This window comes from Halorubrum sp. 2020YC2, from assembly GCF_018623055.1.
Classification (GTDB): domain Archaea; phylum Halobacteriota; class Halobacteria; order Halobacteriales; family Haloferacaceae; genus Halorubrum.
Map to the genome: position 1 here is coordinate 1197478 of NZ_CP076019.1, position 21700 is coordinate 1219177.

The following is a 21700-nucleotide window of genomic DNA, read 5'->3' on the forward strand; positions in this document are numbered from 1 at the left end:
CGCTTAAAAAATCGACGGCGCGGCGAGCGCTCAGAGGAAGTCCTCGACGTGGTCGGCGACCTCTTCGGGGGTGTCACCGACGGGAACGCCCGCGTCGTTGAGCGCGTCGATCTTCGACTGCGCGGTGCCCGTGCCGGAGCCGGAGACGATGGCGCCGGCGTGGCCCATGCGCTTGCCCGGCGGGGCGGTCCGCCCGGCGATGAAGCCGGCGACCGGCGTGTCCATGTGCTCCCCGATGAACTTCGCGGCCTGCTCCTCGTCCTCCCCGCCGATCTCGCCGCACATCACGACGGCGTCGGTGTCGGAGTCGGCCTCGAACGCCTCCAGGGCGTCGACGAAGGAGGTCCCGATGATCGGGTCGCCGCCGATGCCGATGGCGGTCGACTGGCCGAGCCCGCGCTCGGTGAGGTTGTCGACGACCTGGTAGGTGAGCGTGCCCGACCGCGAGACCAGCCCGACGTTCCCCTCCGAGAAGATGTTGCCGGGGAGGATGCCGAGCTTCGCCTCGCCGGGCGTGATGATCCCGGGACAGTTCGGGCCGAGCAGGCGCGTGTCCGTCTCGCTCAGGCGCTTGTTCACCTTCGCCATGTCCTGCGTCGGGATTCCCTCCGTGATCGCGACCGCGAGGTCGAGGTCGGTGTCGAGCGCCTCGAACACCGCGTCGGCGGCGAACGCCGGCGGCACGAAGACCACGGAGGCGTCCGCGTCCTCCGCCTCGACGGCCTCGTCGACGGTGTCGTACACCGGGACGCCGTCGACCTCCTGCCCGCCCTTGCCGGGCACCGCGCCGGCGACGACGTTGGTGCCGTACTCAATCATCTGGCCGGCGTGGAACTTCCCTTCCCCGCCGGTGATCCCCTGGACCACTACTCTGGTGTCGTCGTCGACGAAAATGCTCACGCGAACCACCCCGTGGTGAGTGTGAGGTTATCGTTCGTGAACGAGCGACCGTCGGGAGCGAGTGAACGTACGATAGAACTCATTGGGTCACCTCTTCCGCGTTCTTCACCGCGCGCTGGACCGCGTCCTCCAGCGTCTTCTCGACCTCGACGAGGTCGGTGTTTAAGATCTCCATCCCCTCCTCGGCGTTCGTGCCGGCGAGCCGGACGACCACCTTCTTGGGGATCTCGTCGAACTGCTCTAAGGCCTCGTTGATCCCCTTCGCGACCTCGTCGCCGCGGGTGATCCCGCCGAAGATGTTGAAGACGACGGCGTCGACGTTGTCGTCGGAGAACACCATGTCGAGCGCCTGCGTGACGCGCTCGGCCTTCGCGCCGCCGCCGATGTCGAGGAAGTTGGCGGGCGCGCCGCCGTAGTAGTCGACCAGATCGAGCGTCGTCATCACCAGCCCGGCGCCGTTGCCGATGATGCCGACGTTGCCCGAGAGGCGGACGTAGTCGAAGCCGTACTCGCCGGCCTTGCGTTCGAGGTCGTCCTCGTAGGACTCCTCGGCCATCTCAGCGAGGTCGGGCTGGCGGAACAGCGCGTCCTCGTCGATGTTCATCACGGCGTCGGCGGCGACGACGTCGCGGTCGCCCGTGATCATGACGGGGTTGACCTCGATCTCGGAGGCGTCGTTCTCCTCGTAGAGGTCGTACAGCGTCGAGAGGATCGAGGCCACGTCGAGCGCCACGTCGGCGTCGACGCCCGCCTCGTAGACGACCTTCCGGGCCTGATACGGGTGAAGCCCGAACGCGGGGTCGACGTGCTCTCGCGCGATCGCGTCGGGGTTCTCCTCCGCGACCTCCTCGATGTTCACGCCGCCCTCGGTCGACACCATCAGGACGGGCTTCCCCTCGCCGCGGTCCATCGTGACGCCGACGTACAGCTCGTCGACGAAGTCGACGCCGGCCTCGACGAGGACCTGATCGACGGTGTACCCCTTCAGGTCCATGCCGAGGATCTCGTCGGCGTACTGCTCCGCTTCCTCGCGGTCGGTCGCGATCTTGATCCCGCCGGCCTTGCCGCGGCCGCCCACGTGGACCTGCGCCTTGATCGCGGCCGGGTAGCCGATCTCGTCGACGGCGTCGAGCGCCTCGTCGACGCTCGTCGCGAGCCGGGAGTCCGGGACGGGGATCCCGGCGTCCGCGAAGAGAGACTTCGCTTGATATTCGTGAAGTTTCATCCGTGTGGGATCGGAACCGACATCGGCTTAAATGGTTCCGATCCGGCGCGAGCGACCGCGCCGGGACGGGCGGGCGATCCGGGAGTTCGGCTCGCTCAGTCCTCGTCGCCGAGGATGACGCGGTGGGTCATCGACTCGGGGTCGAGCACCTCGTCGGCCTCCACCTCGGTGAGGTACCCCTCGCTCACGGCGACCTCGCGGACGCTTTTGTCCTCCGCGAGCGCCTTCTTCGCGACCTTGCTCGCCTTGTCGTAGCCGATCGCGGGGTTCAGGGCGGTCGCCAGCGCCATCGACTGCTCGACGCGCTCGCGGGCGAACTCCTCGTTGGCCTCCAGCTTCGCGACGAAGCGCTCCCCGAACGTCGCGGCGACGTTCGAGAGCAGCTCCGCGGATTCGAGGAAGTTGTGCGCGATGACCGGTTTGTAGAGGTTCAAGTCGATCTCGCCGCGCGCGGCGCCCGCGGAGACGGCGGCGTCGTTGCCGACGACCTGCTTGTGGACCTGATTGACCGACTCCGCGACGACCGGGTTGATCTTCCCGGGCATGATCGAGGAGCCGGGCTGGTTCTCCGGCTGTTCGACCTCACCGAGGCCGTTCCGCGGCCCGGAGGCGAGCAGCCGGAGGTCGTTGGCCATCTTGTTGAGGCTGCCCGCGACCGTGCGGAGCGCGCCGTGCGCCTCCGCCATCGCGTCGTGGGCCGCCTGCGCCTCGAAATGGTTTTCCGCCTCGCGGAACTCTGTCCCGGTCTCGTCGGAGATGTACTCCGCGGCGAGTTCGGGGAACTCGGGGTGGGTGTTGAGCCCGGTCCCGACCGCGGTGCCGCCGAGGGCGAGTTCGCGGAGGTTCGACTGGACGTCCTCGGCGCGCTCGATCCCTTTCGCGACCTGCGTCCGGTAGCCGCCGAACTCCTGCCCGAGCCGGAGCGGGGTGGCGTCCTGGAGGTGCGTCCGCCCCGTCTTGACGACCCCGTCGAACTCGGTCTCCTTGGCCTCGAGCTCGGCGTGGAGCGTCTCCAAGGCGGGGACGAGGTCCTTCTCGACCGCCTCGAGGGCGGCGACGTGCATCGCCGTCGGGATCACGTCGTTGCTCGACTGCCCGTAGTTGACGTGGTCGTTGGGGTGGACGACGCGGTCGCCGATCTCCGCGCCCGCGATCTCGGCCGCGCGGTTGGCGATCACCTCGTTGGCGTTCATGTTCGAGGAGGTGCCGGATCCGGTCTGGAACACGTCGACCGGGAACTGGTCGTCGTGCTCGCCCGCGATCACCTCGTCGGCGGCGGCGACGATGGCGTCGGCGGTGTCCTCGTCGACGAGGCCCAGGTCGCGGTTCGCCTGCGCGGCCGCCTTCTTCACGACGCCGAGCGCGCGGACGAACCGCCGGCTCATGCCAATGCCCGATACGGGGAAGTTCTCGACGGCGCGCTGGGTCTGTGCCCCCCAGTAGGCGTCCGCCGGCACCTGCATCTCGCCGAGACTGTCCTCCTCCGTGCGGTAGTCGTCACCCATGCGCCGACCTTCCCGCGAGACGCTGTAAAAGGTACTGGAAGCCGCCAACTACGGGAATAATGTGATTCGGTACCAAGAGACTCGGTGCCGAGAGACAGGAGAGGCGACGAGCTGAATCGCGGACAAACGGCCGAAAATCGGCGCAAACGCTTTCCGCTTATATACCGGTCCGTCGCCAACGGCCGGGCGCACATGGGTTCGAACGACTCAGCGATCGGAACGGCGCTCGACCGCGACGCGGTCAGGTCGGCGAGCAGGCTCCTGATCGGCGCGTTGGCGGTCGTCGGCGCTCTCGCGGTCGTCACGCTGCTTCCGGGGATAGACCGCCTCGTCCCGTTCGCGCCCGTGACGTTCGCCGCGGTCACGACGGCCGTCGTCGCGCTCGCGGTGGCGGGGATCCTCCTGTACGCCGCGCCGAAGTTCGCGCTGTTGACGCGGCTGGCCCTCGGCGGGCGGGGCGACGACGCCGAGACGGACGCGCCGCCGGACCGGATCGCGGAGAACGCCGGCGGGATGGCCTACTGGCTCGTCGTCTTCGGGGCGGTCCTCGTCGCGTACCACGGGCTGGTCGGCGTCGCGGTCCCCCTCCTGAGCGGCGCCGCGTGGGCGTACGACGCCGCCTTCCTGTTCGTCGCGCTCGTCCCCGCGGTGTTCCTCGTCGCCCGCCTGACCGTCACGGTGGACCCGCTGGCCGAACTGGTCGCCGACCGCGTCGCGGGCGGGGAGTCCGACGGCGAAGCGGGTGAAACCAGCGGGCCGACCGCGACGGACGACCGGGACGACGGCTGACCGGAAGCGTCCCGTCAGTCCTCTTTAAACAGGAACGGGAGCGTCACGAGCGCCCCGTTGAGTCCGAACAGCAGCAGGAGCACCAGCCCGAGCGGCGGGTCGTCGCCCGGGTGGGTGGCGAGGAGGGCGAAGGACCCGACGCCGAGGGCCGCCAGCCCGAGCGTCAACGCGGCGTCGGACCACCGGTTCCACGCGTCGTCGAGCGCGGGTTCGAGCCGCGCGAGCGGCCAGTCGGTCTCCGCCTCGTCGCGCGCGCGGTCCGCCCGGTCGGTCCACGGGGTGTCCTCGACCGACTCGTCGAGCCACGCGTCCCCCTCGGCGGGCGGATCGCCGCCCGTCGCGGTCCCGTCTCCGTCGCGCCCGAGCAGGCGCCGAATCCCGGACCGGCCGCTGGCCGCGAGGAGCGAGACCGCGCCGACCGCGGCGAGGCCGAGGAGGACCGCCGGAGAAGTGACGCGCGCTTCGACGGCGAGGAAGAGCGCGACGAACGCCAGCAGCGAGACCGCAGAGCAGATCCCGCGGAGGGCGCGGACGAGTGCCGATCGCATCGGTGTGGAGGGTGGAGGGGTGAAGGGTGGAGGGGTGGAGCAGTGGAGGGGCGGGAGCGAACGGTCGCGGTGCGGCGGCGGGCGAGTCGGAGAGTCAGGCCTCGTCGACCGGGAACAGCCCCGCCTCGCGGAGGTCGGCGGCGAGGGCGCCGTCGCCGTGTTCCGCGTACGCCTCGGGGGTGTACGTCTTGATCTCCAAGGCGTGGACCGACTGCGTCATGTGGTCGCCCACCGCGTCGTACACGCGCTGGTGCTGGTCGACGAGCGACTCGCCCTCGAAGGCGGGCGAGACGACGACCGCCGCGAAGTGGGCGTCCTCGTCCTCGTCGTTGTGGATCCGGGGCGCGGTCACGCTGGCGACCGCGTCGGGGAGGTGCTCCTCGATGAGGTCCGCGACCGCGTCGGGTTCGATGGTCATGGTCCCGCTCGGTCGCGGACGGGCAAAAGTCGACCGGCCCGCCGCGGCGCCTCGCGCGCGGGAGGGACGCTCCGACGGCCGCGTCGAACCAGCCTACCGCTCGAAGACGAGTCCGTAGTGGAACGGCGGGAGGTCGACCTCGCGAGCGAGCGTCAGGTCGCCGGGCGCGTCCTCGACGACCTCGCGGGTCGCCGCGGGCGACAGCCGGAGGTCGGTGGGCGGCCCGCGCGGCTCCCCCTCGACCCGCGTCTCCGCGCGCGGTCGGTCGCGCCAGTTGACGACGACGAGGCGACCGCCGGGAGCGAGCGCCTCGGAGATTCCCGATACGAACGACTCCGGCTCCGGAATCCCGTGAAAGGCGTTCAGGAGGAGGCCGACGTCGACCGGCTCCGGGAGGAGGCCGGCGAGGTCGCGCGCGTCGCCCTCGACGCCCGCGACGTTCGCGATCCCCTGCGCGTCCGCGAGGCGTTCGAGTTCGGCCAGAAGGCTCGCGTCGACGTCGACGGCGTAGACGGTCCCGGGGTCGGCAACGCGCGCGGCGGGGAGCGCGAAGTAGCCGTTCCCGCTGCCGATCTCGGCGGCGGTATCCCCGGGTTCGAGCCCGAGTTCACGCAGCGTCTCGCCCGGCGTGGGCCACACGCGGCCCCACCAGTCCCAGTCCGGCTGCCCCGTGTTCTGGAATCGTCCCATGCGACTCGTAGCCGCCAGCCGACGCTTAGGCGTTGCGAGTGCGGCGACGCTGACCGGCCTCGGAGACGGCGCCCGCCGAGCCCGTCAGACGCGGTCGAGCCGCGAGAGCCCGCGCCAGATCGCGTCGACCAGCCGCGTCTCCGGGTCCGTCGCGGAGGCGTCGGGGTCCGTCGCAGAAGCGCCCGAGTCCGCCGATCCGTCCGATTCGCCGGTCCCTTCCCACCCCCTCGCGAGCGCGTCCTCCAAGACCGGCAGCGAGTGGTTCTCGAAGTTGTTCATGCCGCGGAACGACTCCAGCGCGTCGCGGGCGTCGCCGCCGAACTCGGCGGTCGGCTCCCCGTCGTAGAACCCGAGGGCCGCGAGCGACGACTGGACCGAGACGGCCGCCTCACCGGTCAGTTCTCGGGTCTCGTCGGGCGCCTCGCGTTCGAGGAGGGTCACGTCGTAGATCTTGAACACCCGCTCTAGCTCCTCGATCGGGCGCTCGTGGTCGTCGACGCGCACGTCGACCCAGCGGTCGTTCCTCCCGTCGTAGCCGCCCTCGGGCTTCGCGACGTACAGCGCCGCGGCCTGCTCGCCGCGTTTGTCGCCCCCGGCCCCGTTGCCCGCGTGGAGCGCCGCGATCAGCCGCTCCGGGAGGCCGCCGTCGGTCGCCTCGAACGCCTCGGCCATCGCGTCGAGGGTGTCGGCGTTCTCCAAGATGTTCCCCTGAACCGTGTAGTGGTCGCCCTGCCGGTCGCCGGCGTGGTCGTGACACTCCTCGCCCGTGAACGCCGCGGGGGAGTCGTCGGGGTCGACGCCGACGATCCCGACCTGACGCGAGGGCGCCTCGTCGTCGTCGGCCGTGAGTCGGTCGATCGCCTCGGCGGGCGCGCGGCCCTCGCGGAGCAGGTCGAGACCGTCGGGACCGTAGGCGACGTTCGCGAAGCTCTGCGTGGCGACCGCGCCCGCGTCCGCGCTCACGAACGGGACGACGGCGCCGACGCCGACGAACTTCGACTGGACGGCGACGCCGACCGCGCCCGTCTCCGGGTCCCGGGCGGCGATCGAGAAGGTCGAGGGTCGAGCTGGCATGCGGGATCGGTCGTGGGCCGCCGCGATCATAAATCCGCCCGTCGCGTGGCGGGCGGGTCGGGCGAGCGCGGACGGTCCACCGCCGCGCGTACCCGGTCTCAGAGGCGAGGGCGGGCTCTCGGCGTCGCGGTTCTGAACGCTTATGCCCGCCGACCGACTTCGATCGGGTATGAGCGACGACGACGCCGTCGATGTCGAGACCCCCGACGCCGAGGGCGACGCCGCGAGAACGAACGGCACGGCGGAGGCGACCGCCGAGGAAGGGAGCGCCGAGTCGGCCGACGGCGGGCCCGCCGACGGCGACGCCCGCCGAGACGAGGAGGCGCTCGCGGCGGCCGTCGCGGAACACGACGCGGCGCTCGCGCGCGAGGTCGCGGCCATGGAGGCGGACCTCGCGGAGGCCCGAGCGGCGCTCCGCGAGCGCGACGAGGAGGCGGAGGAGCTGAAGAGCAAGCTCGCCCGCGTGAAGGCGGACTTCAGCAACTACAAGGAGCGCGCGAAGCGGAAGCAAGACGAGATCCGCGAGCGCGCCTCGGAGGCGCTCGTCGAGCGGCTCGCCCCGGTCCGGAACGACCTCCTGCGCGCGCTCGACCAAGAGGAGGGGAGCGACCTCCGCCCCGGCGTCGAGTCGACGTTAGAGAAGTTCGACGAGGTGCTCGCGGAGGAGGGCGTCGAGTCGATAGCGCCGGAGCCGGGCGAGGAGGTCGACCCCGCGCGCCACCAGGTGATGCTCCGCGTCGACAGCGACCGGCCCGAGGGGACGGTCCACGAGGTGTACGAGCCGGGGTACGAGATGGGCGACCGCGTGCTGAGCGAGGCGAAGGTGACCGTCAGCACCGGCGACGGTGAGTAGCGCGACGACGAGGCTCGCTTTTCAAGACCGAACCGCCGCCTCGTAGCCGTCGATCAGCTCGTCGAGGCCCGCGTTCGGCTCGGCCGCGTGCGGCACCGAAAGCGGCGAGACGGACACCTCGCCGTCGACGACGGCCCGGCGGTCGGTCCCGACGTCGTCCGGCACGTCGCCGTCGTTCATCCGGCCCCAGATCGGGTCCGAGAAGCCGACGCGGCCGTCGCCGTTCCGCTCCGCGTGCATCCCGTACCACGTCGAGGGCGTCGTGACGCGGAGCGGCGCGCGGTCCGCGTCCGCGATGGGCGCGTTGACGTTGAGGTAGTCCGCGCGCTCGAACACCCCGGCGCCGGCCGCCTCGTCGACGAGGAACTCCGTCGCGCGGGCCGCGTGCGCGAAGTCGGCGCCCTCGAACTCCCGCTTCCACCAGTCGTCGCCGCCGGGCACGTACATCGACGTCGCGACCGCTGGCACGCCGAAGAACGCCGCCTCGACCGCGGCCGAGACGGTCCCGGACCGCCCGAGCGTGTAGGCGCCGAGGTTCGCGCCCTCGTTACAGCCGGCGACGACCAGGTCCGCCTCGGGGACGAGTTCGTCCAGCCCCGCGACGACGCAGTCGACGGGGGTGCCCTCGACGACGTACCCGAGCTCGTGGTCGTCGACGGCGGCGTCGGCCGAGAGGCGCCGCCCGACCGAGGACTGGTCGTCGGCCGGCGCGACGACGGTCACCGCGTACTCGGTCGCCAGCGCGTCGTACAGCGCGCGCAGCCCCGCGGCGTCGACGCCGTCGTCGTTGGTCAACAGGATCCGGTCGACGGTCATACCCGTACCAGGGGCGAGTCGGGCAAAAGTCCACCGTCGGTCCGGGCGCGACGAGGGCGAGCCGACCGCGGCCGCGGACCGGGGCCGGCTCCGGCGTCGAACGGAAAAGCACACGTATCGCCGGGCCGACGGACCGATATGGGATTCGGGGACACCGCGAAGAAGATCCAGACGCTGGCCGACCGCGCGGAGCGCACCTACAAGAAGATCAGCGAGCTCCGCGACGAGGTGGACGAGACGCAGGAGACGGTGATAGACACCTCCGAGCGCGTCAAGACGCTCGAAAACGAGATGGCCGAACAGCGCGCCGTCCTCGACGCCGTCGCCAGGGAGGTCGGGGTCGACTTAGAGCGCGTGAGCACCGAGGCGCACATCACCGACGCCGAGGAGTCGGCGGCCGGGGGCGACTCGGACGACGACGCGGTCGACGCGGACCCCGCTTAATCGTCGCCGGCGCCTTCCCCCGCCCGGGAGACCACCTCGGCGGGGACGCCCGCGACGGTCGCGCCCGGCGGCACGTCCGCCGCGACGAGCGAGTTCGCCGCGACGCGCGCGCCCTCCCCGACGGTGACCCCGGGGAGGACGACCGCGCCCGCGCCGACCATCGCCTCCTCCTCGACGACCACGTCGCCCAGCCGGTACTCCTCATGGAGGAACTCGTGGCACAGCAGCGTGGCGTCGTAGCCGATTATCGCGTCGTCGTCGACGCGGATCCGCTCGGGCCAGAACACGTCCGGGGTCGACTCCAGCCCCCACGCGACCCCCGTGCCGACCGTGACGCCGATCGACCGCAGCAGCCGGTTCTTCAGCCGGAGGCTCGGGCAGATCCGCGCGAGCACGATGACCACGTAGTTGCGGACGACCGCGAGCGGCGACTTCGCGTCCGGCCACGACCACAGGGAGTTGCGCGCGCCCGGCGTCGGGAACCGGTCGAGGCGGTCGCTCCGGGGCGAGTCGGCGTCGTCGCGCGGCGCGTCCGGATCCGCGGGCGTCGCGGCCGCGTCGTCGTCTGTCACGTCACGTCGTTCGGACGGGGAGAATAAAAGGGTCGCTCCCCGGCCGCGGCGGTCTGGAATGAGACGGGGTTAGCTCCGGAGGTCGTCCATGTGGTCGATCCGCCGCCGGACGAGGTCGGCCGTGCCGATGTCGTGACGGATGCGGACGCGATCGCCGGCGGCCGTCAGCGCGTCCTCGGCCTGCGCCTCGGCGGCCGCGATGGAGTCGCCGCGGCCGACGACGGCGAACGCCCGCGACGTTGTGGTGTACAGCCGGCCGTCGCGCTCGTCGACGCTCGCGTAGTAGAGGAGCGCGTCGCCCGCGCTCTCCTCGTCGACCGCGATCTCGGCGCCCGCGTCCGGGTCTGTCGGGTAGCCGTCGGGCACCGCGTACTTACAGACGGTCGCCTCGCCCGAGAAGGAGAGTTCCGGGAGCGACTCGCCGTCGCGCGCGGCGGCGAGCACGTCGACGAACGGCGTGTCGAGGACGGGCAGCGTGTTCATCGCCTCGGGGTCCCCGAAGCGCGCGTTGAACTCCACCACCTTCGGCCCCTCGTCGGTGAGCATGAACTGCCCGTAGAGGACCCCCTTGTAGTCGGGGAGCGCGTCGACGACCGCGTCCAACACGTCGACGGCGGCGTCGTAGTCGCCCCCGGCCATGAACGGCAGCGAGAGTCCCGTGTCGGAGTACGACCCCATCCCGCCGGTGTTCGGCCCCTCGTCGCCCTCGTAGGCGCGCTTGTGGTCCTGAACCGCGGGCGTCGTCCGCACGTCGCCGTTCGCGACGAACGCCTGGATCGTGAACTCCTCGCCCACGAGCCGCTCTTCGAGGACGACGCGGTCGTAGTCGGAGTCGCGGAGGTATTCCTTGGCCTCCGCCGCGGTCACCTGATCGCCTATCACCTTCACGCCCTTGCCGCCGGTGAGGCCGGCGGGCTTGACCGCGAGGTCGCCCTCGTACTCGTCGATGTACTCGCAGGCGGCCTCGACGTCGTCGAACACCGCGTAGTCGGGACAGCCCGGGACCGCGTGCTCCTCCATGAACTCGCGCTGGTACGCCTTGTCCGTCTCCAAGCGCGCCTCGTCGGCCCGCGGGCCGAACGCGTAGACGCCGGCGTCGTCGAGCGCGTCCGCGACTCCGGCCTCCAGCGCCGACTCCGGCCCGATGACCGCGAGGTCAGCGCCGACCTCGGTCGCGTACGCCGCGACCGCGTCGGTGTCGGTCTCCGCTATCGCCTCGAACCCGTCCGCGAGCCGTCGGATCCCCGGGTTCCGAACGCTCGCGCAGGCGTACAGCGCGCAGTCGTCCGCCACCGCGCGGGCGATCGCGTGTTCGCGGCCGCCGCCCCCCACTAAGAGTACGGTCTCCGTCATGCCCGACGGGTGTCCGCACGGTAGTGTAAACCTTACTCTCTGTTCGACCGGATATACACGCGATCATGTATAAAACAGCGTCGAGGGCGGCGGGAGCGGCGGGCGCTCGTCGCGGCCCGGACGCCTTTTGCCCCGTCGGGCCGAACCGGGGGTATGTCACAGCCGACCGAGCGGAACCGCCTCGACGGGGAGGCGAGTCCCTACCTCCGACAGCACGCCGACAACCCCGTCAACTGGCAGCCGTGGGGCGACGAGGCGTTCGAGCGCGCCCGCGAGCACGACGTGCCCGTGTTCGTCTCTATCGGCTACTCCTCCTGTCACTGGTGTCACGTCATGGCCGAGGAGAGCTTCGAGGACGAGTCGGTCGCGGAGGCGATGAACGAGTCGTTCGTCCCGGTCAAGGTCGACCGGGAGGAGCGCCCGGACGTCGACAGCACGTTCATGACCGTCTGCCAGCTCGTCACCGGCGGCGGCGGATGGCCCCTCTCCGCGTGGTGTACGCCCGAGGGGAAGCCCTTCTACGTCGGGACCTACTTCCCGCCCGAGCCGCGCCGGAACCAGCCCGGCTTCCGCGACCTCTGCGAGCGGATCGCCGGCTCGTGGAGCGACCCCGAGCAGCGCGAGGAGATGAAGCGGCGCGCCGACCAGTGGGCCGAGAGCGCGCGCGACGAGCTGGAGTCGGTGCCGACGCCGGAGGCGCCGGGCCCGGACGGGGAGGGCGGCGCCTCGCCGCCCGGCGACGACCTGCTCGACGCGGCCGCCGCGGCCGCGCTGCGCGGCTACGACGACGAGTACGGCGGCTTCGGGAGCGGCGGCGCGAAGTTCCCGATGCCCGGCCGGATCGACCTGCTCATGCGGGCGTACGCGCGGACCGGCCGCGACGCGCTCCTGTCGGCCGCGACGGGCACCCTCGACGGGATGGCCCGCGGCGGGATGTACGATCAGGTCGGCGGGGGGTTCCACCGCTACGCCGTCGACCGGGAGTGGACCGTCCCCCACTTCGAGAAGATGCTGTACGACAACGCCGAGCTACCGATGGCCTACCTCGACGGCTACCGGCTCACGGGCGACCCGTTCTACGCCCGCGTCGCGAGCGAGTCGCTCGCGTTCCTCGACCGCGAGCTCCGCCACGACGAGGGGGGCTTCTTCAGCACCCTCGACGCGCGGAGCCGACCGCCCGCGAGCCGGCGGGACGACGGCGAGTCCGACGGGGCGGCGGACGGAGGCGCGACCGAGGACGTCGAGGGCGCCTTCTACGTCTGGACCCCGGAGGAGGTGGACGCCGTCCTCGACGAGCCGGCGGCGTCGCTCGCGAAGGAGCGGTACGGGATCCGGCCCGGCGGTAACTTCGAGCGCGGCACGACCGTCCCGACGATAGCCGCGTCGGTCGAGGGGGTGGCCGCCGACCGCGACCGCTCGCCCGAGGAGGTCCGCGAGGCGCTGACCGACGCGCGCACGGCGCTGTTCGACGCCCGCGAGTCGCGGCCGCGCCCCGCCCGCGACGAGAAGGTGCTGGCCGCGTGGAACGGGCGAGCGATCTCCGCGTTCGCGAGGGCCGGCGACCCCCTCGGAGAACCGTACGCCGACATCGCGCGCGAGGCGCTCTCCTTCTGTCGCGACCGGCTCTACGACGCCGAGAGCGAGACCGGCGCGCTCGCCCGGCGCTGGCTCGACGGCGACGTGCGGGGACCGGGGTACCTCGACGACTACGCGTTCCTCGCGCGCGGCGCGCTCGACGTCTACGCCGCGACCGGCGACCCGGAGCCGCTCGGGTTCGCGCTGGAGTTAGCCGAGGACCTCGTCGACGAGTTCTACGACGCCGACGACGGGACGATCTACTTCACGCGGGACCCGGACGACGACGGGGACGAGTCGGGCGGCGACGACGCCGGCCCCCTCATCGCGCGGCCGCAGGAGTTCACCGACCGGTCGACGCCGTCGAGCCTCGGCGTCGCGGCCGAGACGCTCGCGCTCCTCGACGGGTTCCGGACCGACGGGGCGTTCCGCGAGATCGCCGAGCGCGTCGTGACCACCCACGCCGACCGGATCCGCGGCGGGCCGCTGGAACACGCCTCGCTCGTCCGGGCGGCGGACCTCGTCGAGACCGGCGGGATCGAAGTGACGATCGCCGCCGACGAGGTGCCGGGCGAGTGGCGCGAGACGCTCGGGGAGCGATACCTGTCGGGCGCCCTCGTCGCGCCGCGCCCCGCGACGGACGCGGGACTCGACGAGTGGCTCGACCGCCTCGGCGCGGCCGGGGCCCCGCCGATCTGGGCGGACCGCGACGCGACCGACGGCGAGGCGACCGCCTACGTCTGTCAGGGGTTCACGTGCTCGCCGCCGCGGACCGACCTCGACGCGGCGCTGGAGTGGCTGGGGACGCGAGAGTCGGCCGAGTAGCCGCGTCGTAATTATATATCCCCGTCACCACGCTCCCTCCATGCACGATTTCGTCGTCGTGGGCGCGGGACCGCCCGGCTCCCGGTTCGCCCGGCGCGCGGCCGAGGCGGGGCGCGACGTGGTCGCCTTCGAGAAGGGGACGGTGGGCGAGCCGCTCGCCTGCTCCGGGCACGTCTCCGAGGACGTATGGGAGTACGTCCCCGAGGGCGCCCGCGACGAGCTCCTCGAGAACCGGGTGTACGGCGCCCGCTTCCACGTCGGCGGACCGGGCTCCCGGGCGTATCCCTTCTACAAGCGAGAGCCGGTGTCGAACGTGATCGACCGCGTCGGACTCGACCGGACCCTCGCGGACCGCGCGCGCGAGGCCGGCGCCGACGTGCGAGAGAACCACACGGTCGTCGGCGTCGAGGAGCGGTCCGACCGGGTCGTCGTCGAGGTCCGGACGCCCGCGGACGACGTGGAGCGGGTCGAGGCGCGGATGGTCGCCGGCTGCGACGGGCCGACCTCGCGGGTGCGCCGCGCGCTCGACCTGCCGGAGCCGGACGAACTGCTCCACGGCGTTCTCGGGTTCGACGACGAGCGCGACGCCGGCGACCGCGTCGACGTCCACCTCACCGCGCCGACGTTCTTCGCGTGGCGGATCCCCCGCGGCGACGCCGGCGTCGAGTACGGGCTGGCGGCGCCGCCGAGCGAGGATGTCTCGGGGCGGTTCGACCGGCTCACCGACGCGTACGGCGCGACGACGGACCGGCGCTGCTCGGGGGCGATCCCCGTGGGACCGCCGGCGGAGACGACGAGCGACCGCGGCTTCCTGATCGGGGACGCCGCCGCGCAGACGAAGCCGTTCACCGGCGGCGGCATCCTCTACGGGATGCGCGCGGCCGACGTCGCCGCCGCGGCGATCGACCCGCGCGATCCCTCGACGCTCGCGGACTACGAGTCCGGGTGGCGCGACGAACTCGCCACGGAGATCCGGCTCGGGAAGGCGATCCGGCGGTGTTACTCCCTGCCCGAACCGGTCCAGCGGGTCGGGCTGCGGGCGCTGTCCGGGGAGATCGGCGTCCACATGGACGAGCCGTCGTCGTTCTTCTCGGCGTCGAACCTCCGCGCGCTGTTCTCGCGGAGTGACCCGCCGGAATAAAAAAGCGCGGCGACCGAGAGGCGCGCCGGCCGCGACCGACCGCTACTCCTCGACGACGTTCGCGAACGAGACGTTCTCGCGGACGCTCGTGATCTCGACGGTCGGCTCCTCGCCGGGCTCTGCGTCGGGGACGATGACGACGTAGCCGCGCTCGATCTTCGCGATCCCGTCGCCCTTGTCGCCCAGCGTCTCGATCGTCACGTCGCGGACCTCTCCCTCCGAGACGGGCGGGTCCGGCTGGACGGCGCCGGCCGCGCCGCGCGAGGTGGGCCGGTTCCCGTCGTCCGACGGGGCTTGGCCGGAACCGCCGTCGGCGTCGGGCACGGACGCCGCCTCGCCGTCGCCGCTCGTTGCGGACGCGTCGTCGCTCGGTCCGGCGCGGTCCAGAACGGCGATCCGATACGTCTCTCCGACGCTCACGCTACCGTGTTCGATCTCCGAGGCGGGAACCGTGACGACGTACTCGTCGCCACGCGATTCCACCCGACCGGTGTACAGACACGCGAGGAAATCCGTGATTTCGACCATGGCCGTCCCTTGCGCGCACGGGGATGAAAAGCCACCTGTTCGGGCGGGCGGCGTGCGAAGGTAAACGCTTACCCTGTTCCGAGTTAATGACCGACCATGAGCCGGAACTACGAGTCGCTTCACGACCCGAACGCGGAGTACACGATGCGAGAGCTCTCCGCCGAGACGATGGGGACCACCGGGACGCGCGGCGGCGACCGCGACGTCGAGATCACTGACGTGCAGACGACGATGGTCGACGGGAACTTCCCGTGGACACTCGTCCGGGTGTACACCGACGCGGGCGTCGTCGGCACCGGCGAGGCGTACTGGGGCGCCGGCGTCCCGGAGCTGATCGAGCGCATGAAGCCGTTCGTGATCGGCGAGAACCCGCTCGACATCGACCGCCTCTACGAACACCTCATCCAGAAGATGTCGGGCGAGGGGTCCGTCGAGGGCGTCACCGTCACGGCCATCTCCGGCATCGAGGTCGCGCTCCACGACCTCGCCGGCAAGATCCTCGACGTGCCCGCCTACCAGCTGCTCGGCGGCAAGTACCGCGACGAGATGCGCGTCTACTGCGACTGCCACACCGAGGAGGAGGCCGATCCCGAGGCCTGCGCGGACGAGGCCGAACGCGTCGTCGACGAACTCGGCTACGACGCCCTGAAGTTCGACCTTGACGTCCCTTCGGGCTTCGAGAAGGACCGCGCCAACCGCCACCTCCGTCCCGGCGAGATCCGCCACAAGGCGGAGATAGTCGAGACGGTCACCGAGCGCGTGAAGGACAAGGCCGACGTCTCCTTCGACTGTCACTGGACGTTCTCCGGCGGCTCCGCCAAGCGCCTCGCGGACGCCATCGAGGAGTACGACGTGTGGTGGCTCGAAGACCCCGTCCCGCCGGAGAACCTCGAAGTCCAAGAGGAGGTCACGAAGAACACGGTCACGCCCATCGCGGTCGGTGAGAACCGCTACCGCGTCACCGAGCTCCGCCGCCTCATCGAGAACCAGGCGGTCGACATCGTCGCGCCCGACCTGCCGAAGGTCGGCGGCATGCGCGAGACCCGCAAGATCGCGGACGTGGCGAACCAGTACTACGTCCCGGTCGCGATGCACAACGTCGCCTCCCCGGTCGCGACGATGGCGGCGACCCACGTCGGCGCCGCCATCCCGAACTCGCTCGCGATCGAGTACCACTCCTACGAGCTGGGCTGGTGGGAGGACCTCGTCGAGGAGGACGTCATCGAGGACGGCTACATCGAGGTCCCGGAGAAGCCGGGCCTCGGCGTCACGCTCGATCTGGACACCGTCGAGGAGCACATGGTCGAGGGCGAGACGTTGTTCGATCCGGCGTAAGCCGGATCAAGCAGGTGAGTCGCAGCGCGAACGGAGCGATCGTCTCACCGTGTTCGATCCGGCGTAAGCCGGATCGAGCCCGATAGACGGGCGCAGCGAGTCTATCGGTGTTCGACGAGGCGTAAGCGTAGTCAAGCGCGGAAATCTCCGATTTCCGCGGTTCGACGAAGCGTAGCTTCGTCGGGCAAGCGAATCTCCGATTCGCGTTGTTGGATTCGACGTAAGCTGGATCGAGCCAGCAGCGCGCGTATCTCGCACCGAACCTCTGCCAGAAAACGGTAGCCGAATTGGTCAGTACAGACGTAGCGACGAGCGATTGCGGGAGTAGGTGTAGTACGTTGTGAGGCCATTTATAAGTAGAATTGCGGTGTTGCCGGCGGTTGTTTATAAGCGGCTGGCGCTGCTGCGGTGAACGTCTTCAAAGCCCCAGTCGCGACGGCTCGCGCGCCTTGCTGTGCTCCTCGCTCGGTCGCTGTCGCTCCCTCGCTGCGGTGTCGCCGGCGGCTTCGCCGCCGGCTGCCCGTGGCGCGTAGCGCCACACTGCTTGCTGCGGCGTGCTTCGCCCTCGCGACTGCCCCTTTGAGTCCCACCCCACCCCACCCCGCATCACCCCGCACCGCCCCGCACCTCACGCCTCCCCAGCCTCGTCGCTGGCGGCTGGCGCCGCCAGCGACTCCCTCGCGGGCTGACTCGCGGCCGCCGGTGGCGGCCGCTCGCAGGCGCGCCACCGCACTCTGCTTTTATAAACGCTCGGCACCGTCACTCACGGCTATTTAAACACCGGCTCATCGCCATCGATCTGCGATACTCACTCCCGCACTCGATCAGGAAGCAGGCACGTTCTAACGGTTGGTCCAGGATTCAAACAGAGAACATAAACGATCGCGTCAGGCGTTCTTCGCCACTCGGTCGATCCGGACCGCCTCCAGCCCCCGCCGGTCGAGTTCGGCCTCGATCTCTCGCACCCGGGGCGCGATCGCGTCCGGCTCGTGGCTGTCGGTCCCGACGGTCACATCGACGCCGGCGTCGACGAGGCGGTCGAGGAACGCGGGCGCCGGGTGGAACTCCCCGTAGTCGTCGAGCAGGCGTCCGGCGTTGATCCCCGGGACGGTCCGCGAGTCGCGGAGGGCGTCGGCGACCGCGGCGTAGTGGTCCTCGGTCGCGAACCCGCGGAGGTGCGGGTTGCGCTCGATCAGGTCGGGATGCGCGGCGATCGCGAACAGCTCCGACTCAACGAGGGCGACCAGCTTCTCGAAGTACCGGTCGACAAGCGCTCGGCGCTCGGACTCCGGCTTGTCGGCGAAATGGGGGCGCGTGTGGACGTTCGCCCCGTCGAGTTCGTGGACGCTCCCGACGGCGTAGTCGAAGCCCGCCTCGTCGAGGAACGCCGCGATCGCGTCCTCGTGAGCGGGGTCGTAGTCCATCTCGACGGCGTCGAACACGTCGACGGCGGCGTCCTCGCGGACCGCCTCGATCGCCTCGCGACGCCGCTCGTGGGTCAGGTCCAGATTGAATCCGAACGCGCGCTTGCGGCGCCGCGCGTTCGACTCCGGCGAGACGTTACAGTGGTCCGCGAACCCGACCCCGTCGAGTCCGGCGTCGGCCGCCGCGTCGACCATCCAGCGCAGGAACGCCCCGTCCGAGTAGTTCGTGTGGGCGTGGTAGTCGTACACGTCTCCGCTTCGCTCCCGGGCGACTCGAAGCTTCGGGTCACACGGGAGTCGTTCGCACGCGCCGTCCGTCAGCGACCCGCGCCGAGGAGCGCGTTCGCCGCGGTGACGAGGAAGGCGACCCCCGCCAGCCCGGCGATGACGAGGAACGACGCGCCCCAGCCGAACAGGTCCGCGACGAGTCCGACGCCGACGGACCCGGCCGATCCGATGACCGTGTAGACGGTCCGAATCAGCCCGAAGCCGGCGCCGCGCTCCGCGTCGCCGAGCGCGTCCATGAACCGCGGGTCGATGGCCGAGAAGAAGCTGGAGCCGAGCGCGGCGAGGAACACGGCGACGCCGAGCGCGGCGGTCTCCGGGAGCGCCGGCAGCCCGACCGCGACCGGAGCGCGGACGAGGTCGGGGAGCGCGACCAGCCCGGCGAGCCCGAGCGCGCCGCCGAGGAGGGCGGCGGCGATGCTCGCGTCGCGGCCCAGCCGGTCGGAGAGTCGGCCGAGTCCGACCTGTGCGACCGCGCGGACGACGAAGAACGCGGAGAAGACGCCGCCGGCGAACGCGGGGGAGTACCCGCGGAACTCGACGAGGAACGTCGGCAGGAAGGAGATGACGCCCTGCGCGACGTACGTGCCGAGCGTCGCGACCGCGAGCGGGACGAGGATCTGCCGCCGCCCGATCAGTTCGAGCAGCGGCCCGAGCCGGAGCCGCTCGGACATGGGCTGGTCCGGGCGCCGCGGCTCGGTGGGGCGGACCCGCCGCGCGAACAGGACGAAGATGGGGACGCCGACGAGCGCCGCCAGCGCGACGCCCGGCCGCCAGCCGTAGCGGACGCCGACCCACGTCGCCACGACCGGGGCGACCAGCCCCGCCAGCGGGCCGCCCAGCGAGTGGATCCCGACCGCGGTGCCGAGGTCGTCGAACGTCCGCGAGAGCAGCGTGGTCGCCACCGCGTAGTGGAGCCCCGCCGCCAGCCCGAGGAGGACCGCCGCCAGCACGAAGGCCGGGAAGACCGGGACGAGGGCGAGCAGGAGGCTCATCGCCGTCGTCCCGCCGACCGCGACGAGGATGACCCGGCGCTCCCCGTGCCGGTCCGCGAGGATTCCGCTCGGGAACTGCGAGAGCCCGTAGGCGAACCACATCCCCGAGAGCGCGACGCCGACCGCGGTGTTCGAGACCCCGAAGTCGTCGATGACGAGCGGGACGACCGGACTGATGGCCAGCCGGGCGAAGTACGTCACGAAGAAGGCGAGCATACACAGCGTCAACACCGTGTGGCGGTAGCGCCAGTTCACGCCGACCGCCGCCTCCGCGCCGCCGAATACGTTCGACTCGCCGGCGCCGGTGTTCGAGAGTCCGCGTCGTCGACTGCGCGGTTCACGGCTCGTCTCCGCCGTCGCACGCGACCCGTATAAACCGTCCTCTCACGGCGAGGGGTCGGGGGACCTACTCCCGGTCCGCGGCCCGCCCCCCATCCCCGGTCCGCTCCCGGTTCGCGAGCCGCTCCGCGATGGCCGCGCCGGCGGTCCGCGGGTCGGCCTCGCGGACCCGCACCGCGTCGTCGACCGCGACGCGGCCGGGTTCGATCACGTCACAGCAGAGCCCGCCGCGCTCCCGGAGCGCCGACGCCAGCCCGTCCTCGCCCGCGAGGTCCTCGACGTGCGCGCAGGGAGGGCGACGGCGGGTCGGCCGCAGGACCGCGCCGCCGACCGCGACGGTCGCGTCGAGGAGGGGGTCCATCCCGGCGCCGAACCCGTCGACGACGACGTTCCGTCGGTGGCGGCCGTCGGTCACGTCGATTCCGGTCTCCTCGCGGACGACGTCGAGCGCCTCCGCGGCGACGAGGGTGACCGCGCAGCCGTCGAGTTGGAAGTGGCCGTCACCGCGGCGGTAGCGGTCGCCCTCGACGCCGTCGGGGCGGATCTCGACCGCGTCCCGGAGGACGGGCGGGGCGCCGCCCTCCGGGGCCGTAACGAGCGAGTCGACCGCGCCGACCCCGGAGTCCGACCCCTCGGGGGACCGGGCTGCGCCGTCGTCGTCACCGTCGGCCGTCATCACGGCCCTCCGAGGAGGTCAGAGTCGTCCGGCTTCAGCCACTCGCGGTGCGCGTAGTAGAGGACGGCGACCGGCGGGGCGGGGAGCGCGACGAGCGCGTAGAGCCACTTGAAGGCGCCGAGGTCGACGACGCGCCGCTCCGCGAGCGAGAGCGCGTCGAGCAGCAGCGTCGCGGTCGCCAGCGGGGCGAGCAGGTAGCCGTGCGCGAAGCCGACGGTCGCGCCCAGCGGCGTCTCGGGGAGCAGGAAGGCGCGGTCGACCGCGTACAGCAGCGTCCAGACGGCGACGGTCGCCGCGAGCGCGGCGAGCCACGGGCCGTCGAAGCGGCGGTTCGAGGCGCCCGGGGGTTCGACCCGTCCTGCGTCGGGCGATTCCGTCGGTGGTTCGTCGCGCGAGTTCACGGGCGAACTGAGCGCCGAACGCTAATCAACTCCCGGGTCACCCGACGGGCGCCTCACCCGTCGGGGGTCGGTCACCCGTCGAAGGTGCCCGCCGTCAGGTAGCGCTCGCCGCTGTCCCAGAAGACGGTGACGACGAGGGGTTCCTCGCCCGCGAACTCCCCGCTCTCTCGGAGTTCGGCCGCCACGTCCTTCGCGGCGAGGTTCGAGGCTCCGGACGACTGCCCGACCAAGATTCCCTCCTCGCGGGCGAGCCGGCGGCATTCGGTCTCGGCGGCCGCGAGTTCGACGGTGTGGACCTCGTCGATCAGGTCGACGTCGAGGTTCGGCGCGACGAACCCCGGTCCCATGCCTTGGAAGCCGTCGTTTCCCGTCGGACCGCCGGAGAGGACGGCGTTGTCGGCCGGCTCGACCGCGTCGATCCGGACCTCCGGGAACGCCTCGCGCAGGCGGCGGCCGATCCCGGAGAGCGTTCCCCCCGTGCCGACCCCGGCGACCAGGGCGTCGACGGTCCGGTCGCCCACCTGATCGAGAATCTCCGGGCCGGTCGTCTCGTAGTGGGCGCGGGGGTTCGCGGCGTTCTCGAACTGGCGGAGCTGAACGGTGTTCGGGTCCGCTTCGAGTTCGTCCGCCCGGTCCTTCGCGTCGGAGATGTCGCCGTCGACGAGTTCGACGGTGGCGCCGTACGCCTTCATCAGCCGGCGGCGCTCGATCGACTTCCCCTCGGGGATGACGAGGGTCACGTCGTAGCCGCGCGTCGCGCCGACCATCGCCAGCCCGATGCCGGTGTTGCCCGAGGTCGGTTCGACGATGCGGTCGCCGGGTTCGATTTCCCCCGCCTCCTCGGCGGCCTCGACCATGTACAGCGCGGGGCGGTCCTTGGCCGAGCCGCCCGGGTTGCGGGACTCGACTTTCGCCGCCACCGTGGTTCCCGCGGGCGCGTCGACCCGCACCAGCGGCGTGCCGAGCGTCGACAGGATGTCGTCGTCCAT

At 71.5% G+C, this 21700-nt stretch carries 22 protein-coding genes; 6 read left to right on the forward strand and 16 right to left on the reverse strand.

Annotation, left to right across the window (positions count from 1 at the left end):
- Positions 1 to 30: 30 nt before the first annotated feature.
- From sucD to KI388_RS05875, 3 genes are all read right to left on the reverse strand, one after another.
- Positions 31 to 900, reverse strand: coding sequence for a succinate--CoA ligase subunit alpha (gene sucD, locus KI388_RS05865; protein WP_215088419.1), 870 nt, complete (start codon positions 898 to 900; stop codon positions 31 to 33).
- Positions 901 to 979: 79 nt separating this feature from the next.
- On the reverse strand, positions 980 to 2125 hold the full coding sequence (sucC, locus tag KI388_RS05870) for an ADP-forming succinate--CoA ligase subunit beta (protein ID WP_215088420.1): 1146 nt from the start codon (positions 2123 to 2125) through the stop codon (positions 980 to 982).
- A gap of 95 nt (positions 2126 to 2220) precedes the next feature.
- Positions 2221 to 3630: a class II fumarate hydratase gene (locus KI388_RS05875; protein ID WP_215088421.1), complete on the reverse strand. Its 1410-nt coding sequence runs from the start codon at positions 3628 to 3630 to the stop codon at positions 2221 to 2223.
- A gap of 192 nt (positions 3631 to 3822) precedes the next feature.
- On the opposite strand from KI388_RS05875, the gene KI388_RS05880 reads away from it, so the two are divergent.
- A complete protein-coding gene (locus KI388_RS05880; RefSeq protein WP_215088422.1) occupies positions 3823 to 4419 on the forward strand; it encodes a hypothetical protein in 597 nt (198 codons plus the stop codon).
- 14 nt (positions 4420 to 4433) lie between these two features.
- On the opposite strand, the gene KI388_RS05885 is transcribed toward KI388_RS05880, so the two are convergent.
- From KI388_RS05885 to KI388_RS05900, 4 genes are all read right to left on the reverse strand, one after another.
- Positions 4434 to 4967 carry a hypothetical protein gene (locus KI388_RS05885; RefSeq protein ID WP_215088423.1) on the reverse strand — a complete coding sequence of 178 codons (534 nt, stop codon included), beginning with the start codon at positions 4965 to 4967 and terminating at the stop codon, positions 4434 to 4436.
- Positions 4968 to 5061: 94 nt separating this feature from the next.
- Positions 5062 to 5385: a BolA family protein gene (locus tag KI388_RS05890; RefSeq protein WP_215088424.1), complete on the reverse strand. Its 324-nt coding sequence runs from the start codon at positions 5383 to 5385 to the stop codon at positions 5062 to 5064.
- Positions 5386 to 5478: 93 nt separating this feature from the next.
- On the reverse strand, positions 5479 to 6075 hold the full coding sequence (locus KI388_RS05895; RefSeq protein ID WP_215088425.1) for a class I SAM-dependent methyltransferase: 597 nt from the start codon (positions 6073 to 6075) through the stop codon (positions 5479 to 5481).
- 84 nt (positions 6076 to 6159) lie between these two features.
- A complete protein-coding gene (locus KI388_RS05900; RefSeq protein ID WP_215088426.1) occupies positions 6160 to 7149 on the reverse strand; it encodes a DUF1028 domain-containing protein in 990 nt (329 codons plus the stop codon).
- 169 nt (positions 7150 to 7318) lie between these two features.
- On the opposite strand from KI388_RS05900, the gene KI388_RS05905 reads away from it, so the two are divergent.
- Positions 7319 to 8002: a nucleotide exchange factor GrpE gene (locus KI388_RS05905; protein WP_215088427.1), complete on the forward strand. Its 684-nt coding sequence runs from the start codon at positions 7319 to 7321 to the stop codon at positions 8000 to 8002.
- A gap of 21 nt (positions 8003 to 8023) precedes the next feature.
- Here KI388_RS05905 and surE read toward each other — a convergent pair whose 3' ends face one another.
- Positions 8024 to 8818: a 5'/3'-nucleotidase SurE gene (surE, locus tag KI388_RS05910; protein ID WP_215088428.1), complete on the reverse strand. Its 795-nt coding sequence runs from the start codon at positions 8816 to 8818 to the stop codon at positions 8024 to 8026.
- Between the two features lie 138 nt (positions 8819 to 8956).
- Between surE and KI388_RS05915 the strand changes: the two genes are divergently transcribed.
- Positions 8957 to 9262, forward strand: coding sequence for a DUF5798 family protein (locus KI388_RS05915; protein ID WP_215088429.1), 306 nt, complete (start codon positions 8957 to 8959; stop codon positions 9260 to 9262).
- Here KI388_RS05915 and KI388_RS05920 read toward each other — a convergent pair.
- Together KI388_RS05920 and purD are read right to left on the reverse strand one after the other, a co-directional pair.
- Complete coding sequence (locus tag KI388_RS05920; protein ID WP_215088430.1) at positions 9259 to 9834, reverse strand: acetyltransferase; 576 nt, start codon at positions 9832 to 9834, stop codon at positions 9259 to 9261. The two genes, KI388_RS05915 and KI388_RS05920, sit on opposite strands and share 4 nt — an antisense overlap.
- Positions 9835 to 9903: 69 nt before the next feature.
- Positions 9904 to 11187, reverse strand: coding sequence for a phosphoribosylamine--glycine ligase (gene purD, locus KI388_RS05925; RefSeq protein WP_215088431.1), 1284 nt, complete (start codon positions 11185 to 11187; stop codon positions 9904 to 9906).
- A 153-nt stretch (positions 11188 to 11340) separates the two neighbouring features.
- On the opposite strand from purD, the gene KI388_RS05930 reads away from it, so the two are divergent.
- Both KI388_RS05930 and KI388_RS05935 read left to right on the forward strand, forming a co-directional pair.
- On the forward strand, positions 11341 to 13587 hold the full coding sequence (locus KI388_RS05930; RefSeq protein WP_215088432.1) for a thioredoxin domain-containing protein: 2247 nt from the start codon (positions 11341 to 11343) through the stop codon (positions 13585 to 13587).
- A 40-nt stretch (positions 13588 to 13627) separates the two neighbouring features.
- Positions 13628 to 14728 carry a geranylgeranyl reductase family protein gene (locus KI388_RS05935; RefSeq protein ID WP_215088433.1) on the forward strand — a complete coding sequence of 367 codons (1101 nt, stop codon included), beginning with the start codon at positions 13628 to 13630 and terminating at the stop codon, positions 14726 to 14728.
- A 42-nt stretch (positions 14729 to 14770) separates the two neighbouring features.
- Here KI388_RS05935 and KI388_RS05940 read toward each other — a convergent pair whose 3' ends face one another.
- Positions 14771 to 15256: a TRAM domain-containing protein gene (locus KI388_RS05940; protein ID WP_215088434.1), complete on the reverse strand. Its 486-nt coding sequence runs from the start codon at positions 15254 to 15256 to the stop codon at positions 14771 to 14773.
- 96 nt (positions 15257 to 15352) lie between these two features.
- Between KI388_RS05940 and KI388_RS05945 the strand changes: the two genes are divergently transcribed.
- Entirely contained in the window at positions 15353 to 16591 is a 1239-nt protein-coding gene (locus KI388_RS05945; protein ID WP_215088435.1) for a mandelate racemase/muconate lactonizing enzyme family protein, read from the forward strand.
- 887 nt (positions 16592 to 17478) lie between these two features.
- Here KI388_RS05945 and KI388_RS05950 read toward each other — a convergent pair.
- The 5 genes from KI388_RS05950 to KI388_RS05970 form a co-directional block, all read right to left on the reverse strand.
- Positions 17479 to 18264 (reverse strand): PHP domain-containing protein, encoded by a 786-nt coding sequence (locus KI388_RS05950; protein WP_215088436.1) that lies wholly within the window; start codon positions 18262 to 18264, stop codon positions 17479 to 17481.
- 68 nt (positions 18265 to 18332) lie between these two features.
- Complete coding sequence (locus tag KI388_RS05955) at positions 18333 to 19550, reverse strand: MFS transporter (RefSeq protein ID WP_215088437.1); 1218 nt, start codon at positions 19548 to 19550, stop codon at positions 18333 to 18335.
- A 151-nt stretch (positions 19551 to 19701) separates the two neighbouring features.
- Positions 19702 to 20310: an MOSC domain-containing protein gene (locus KI388_RS05960; protein WP_215088438.1), complete on the reverse strand. Its 609-nt coding sequence runs from the start codon at positions 20308 to 20310 to the stop codon at positions 19702 to 19704.
- Entirely contained in the window at positions 20310 to 20711 is a 402-nt protein-coding gene (locus tag KI388_RS05965) for a hypothetical protein (RefSeq protein WP_215088439.1), read from the reverse strand. Before KI388_RS05965 ends, KI388_RS05960 begins: the two co-directional genes overlap by 1 nt.
- Before the next feature lie 71 nt (positions 20712 to 20782).
- Positions 20783 to 21700, reverse strand: coding sequence for a cysteine synthase family protein (locus KI388_RS05970; protein WP_215088440.1), 918 nt, complete (start codon positions 21698 to 21700; stop codon positions 20783 to 20785).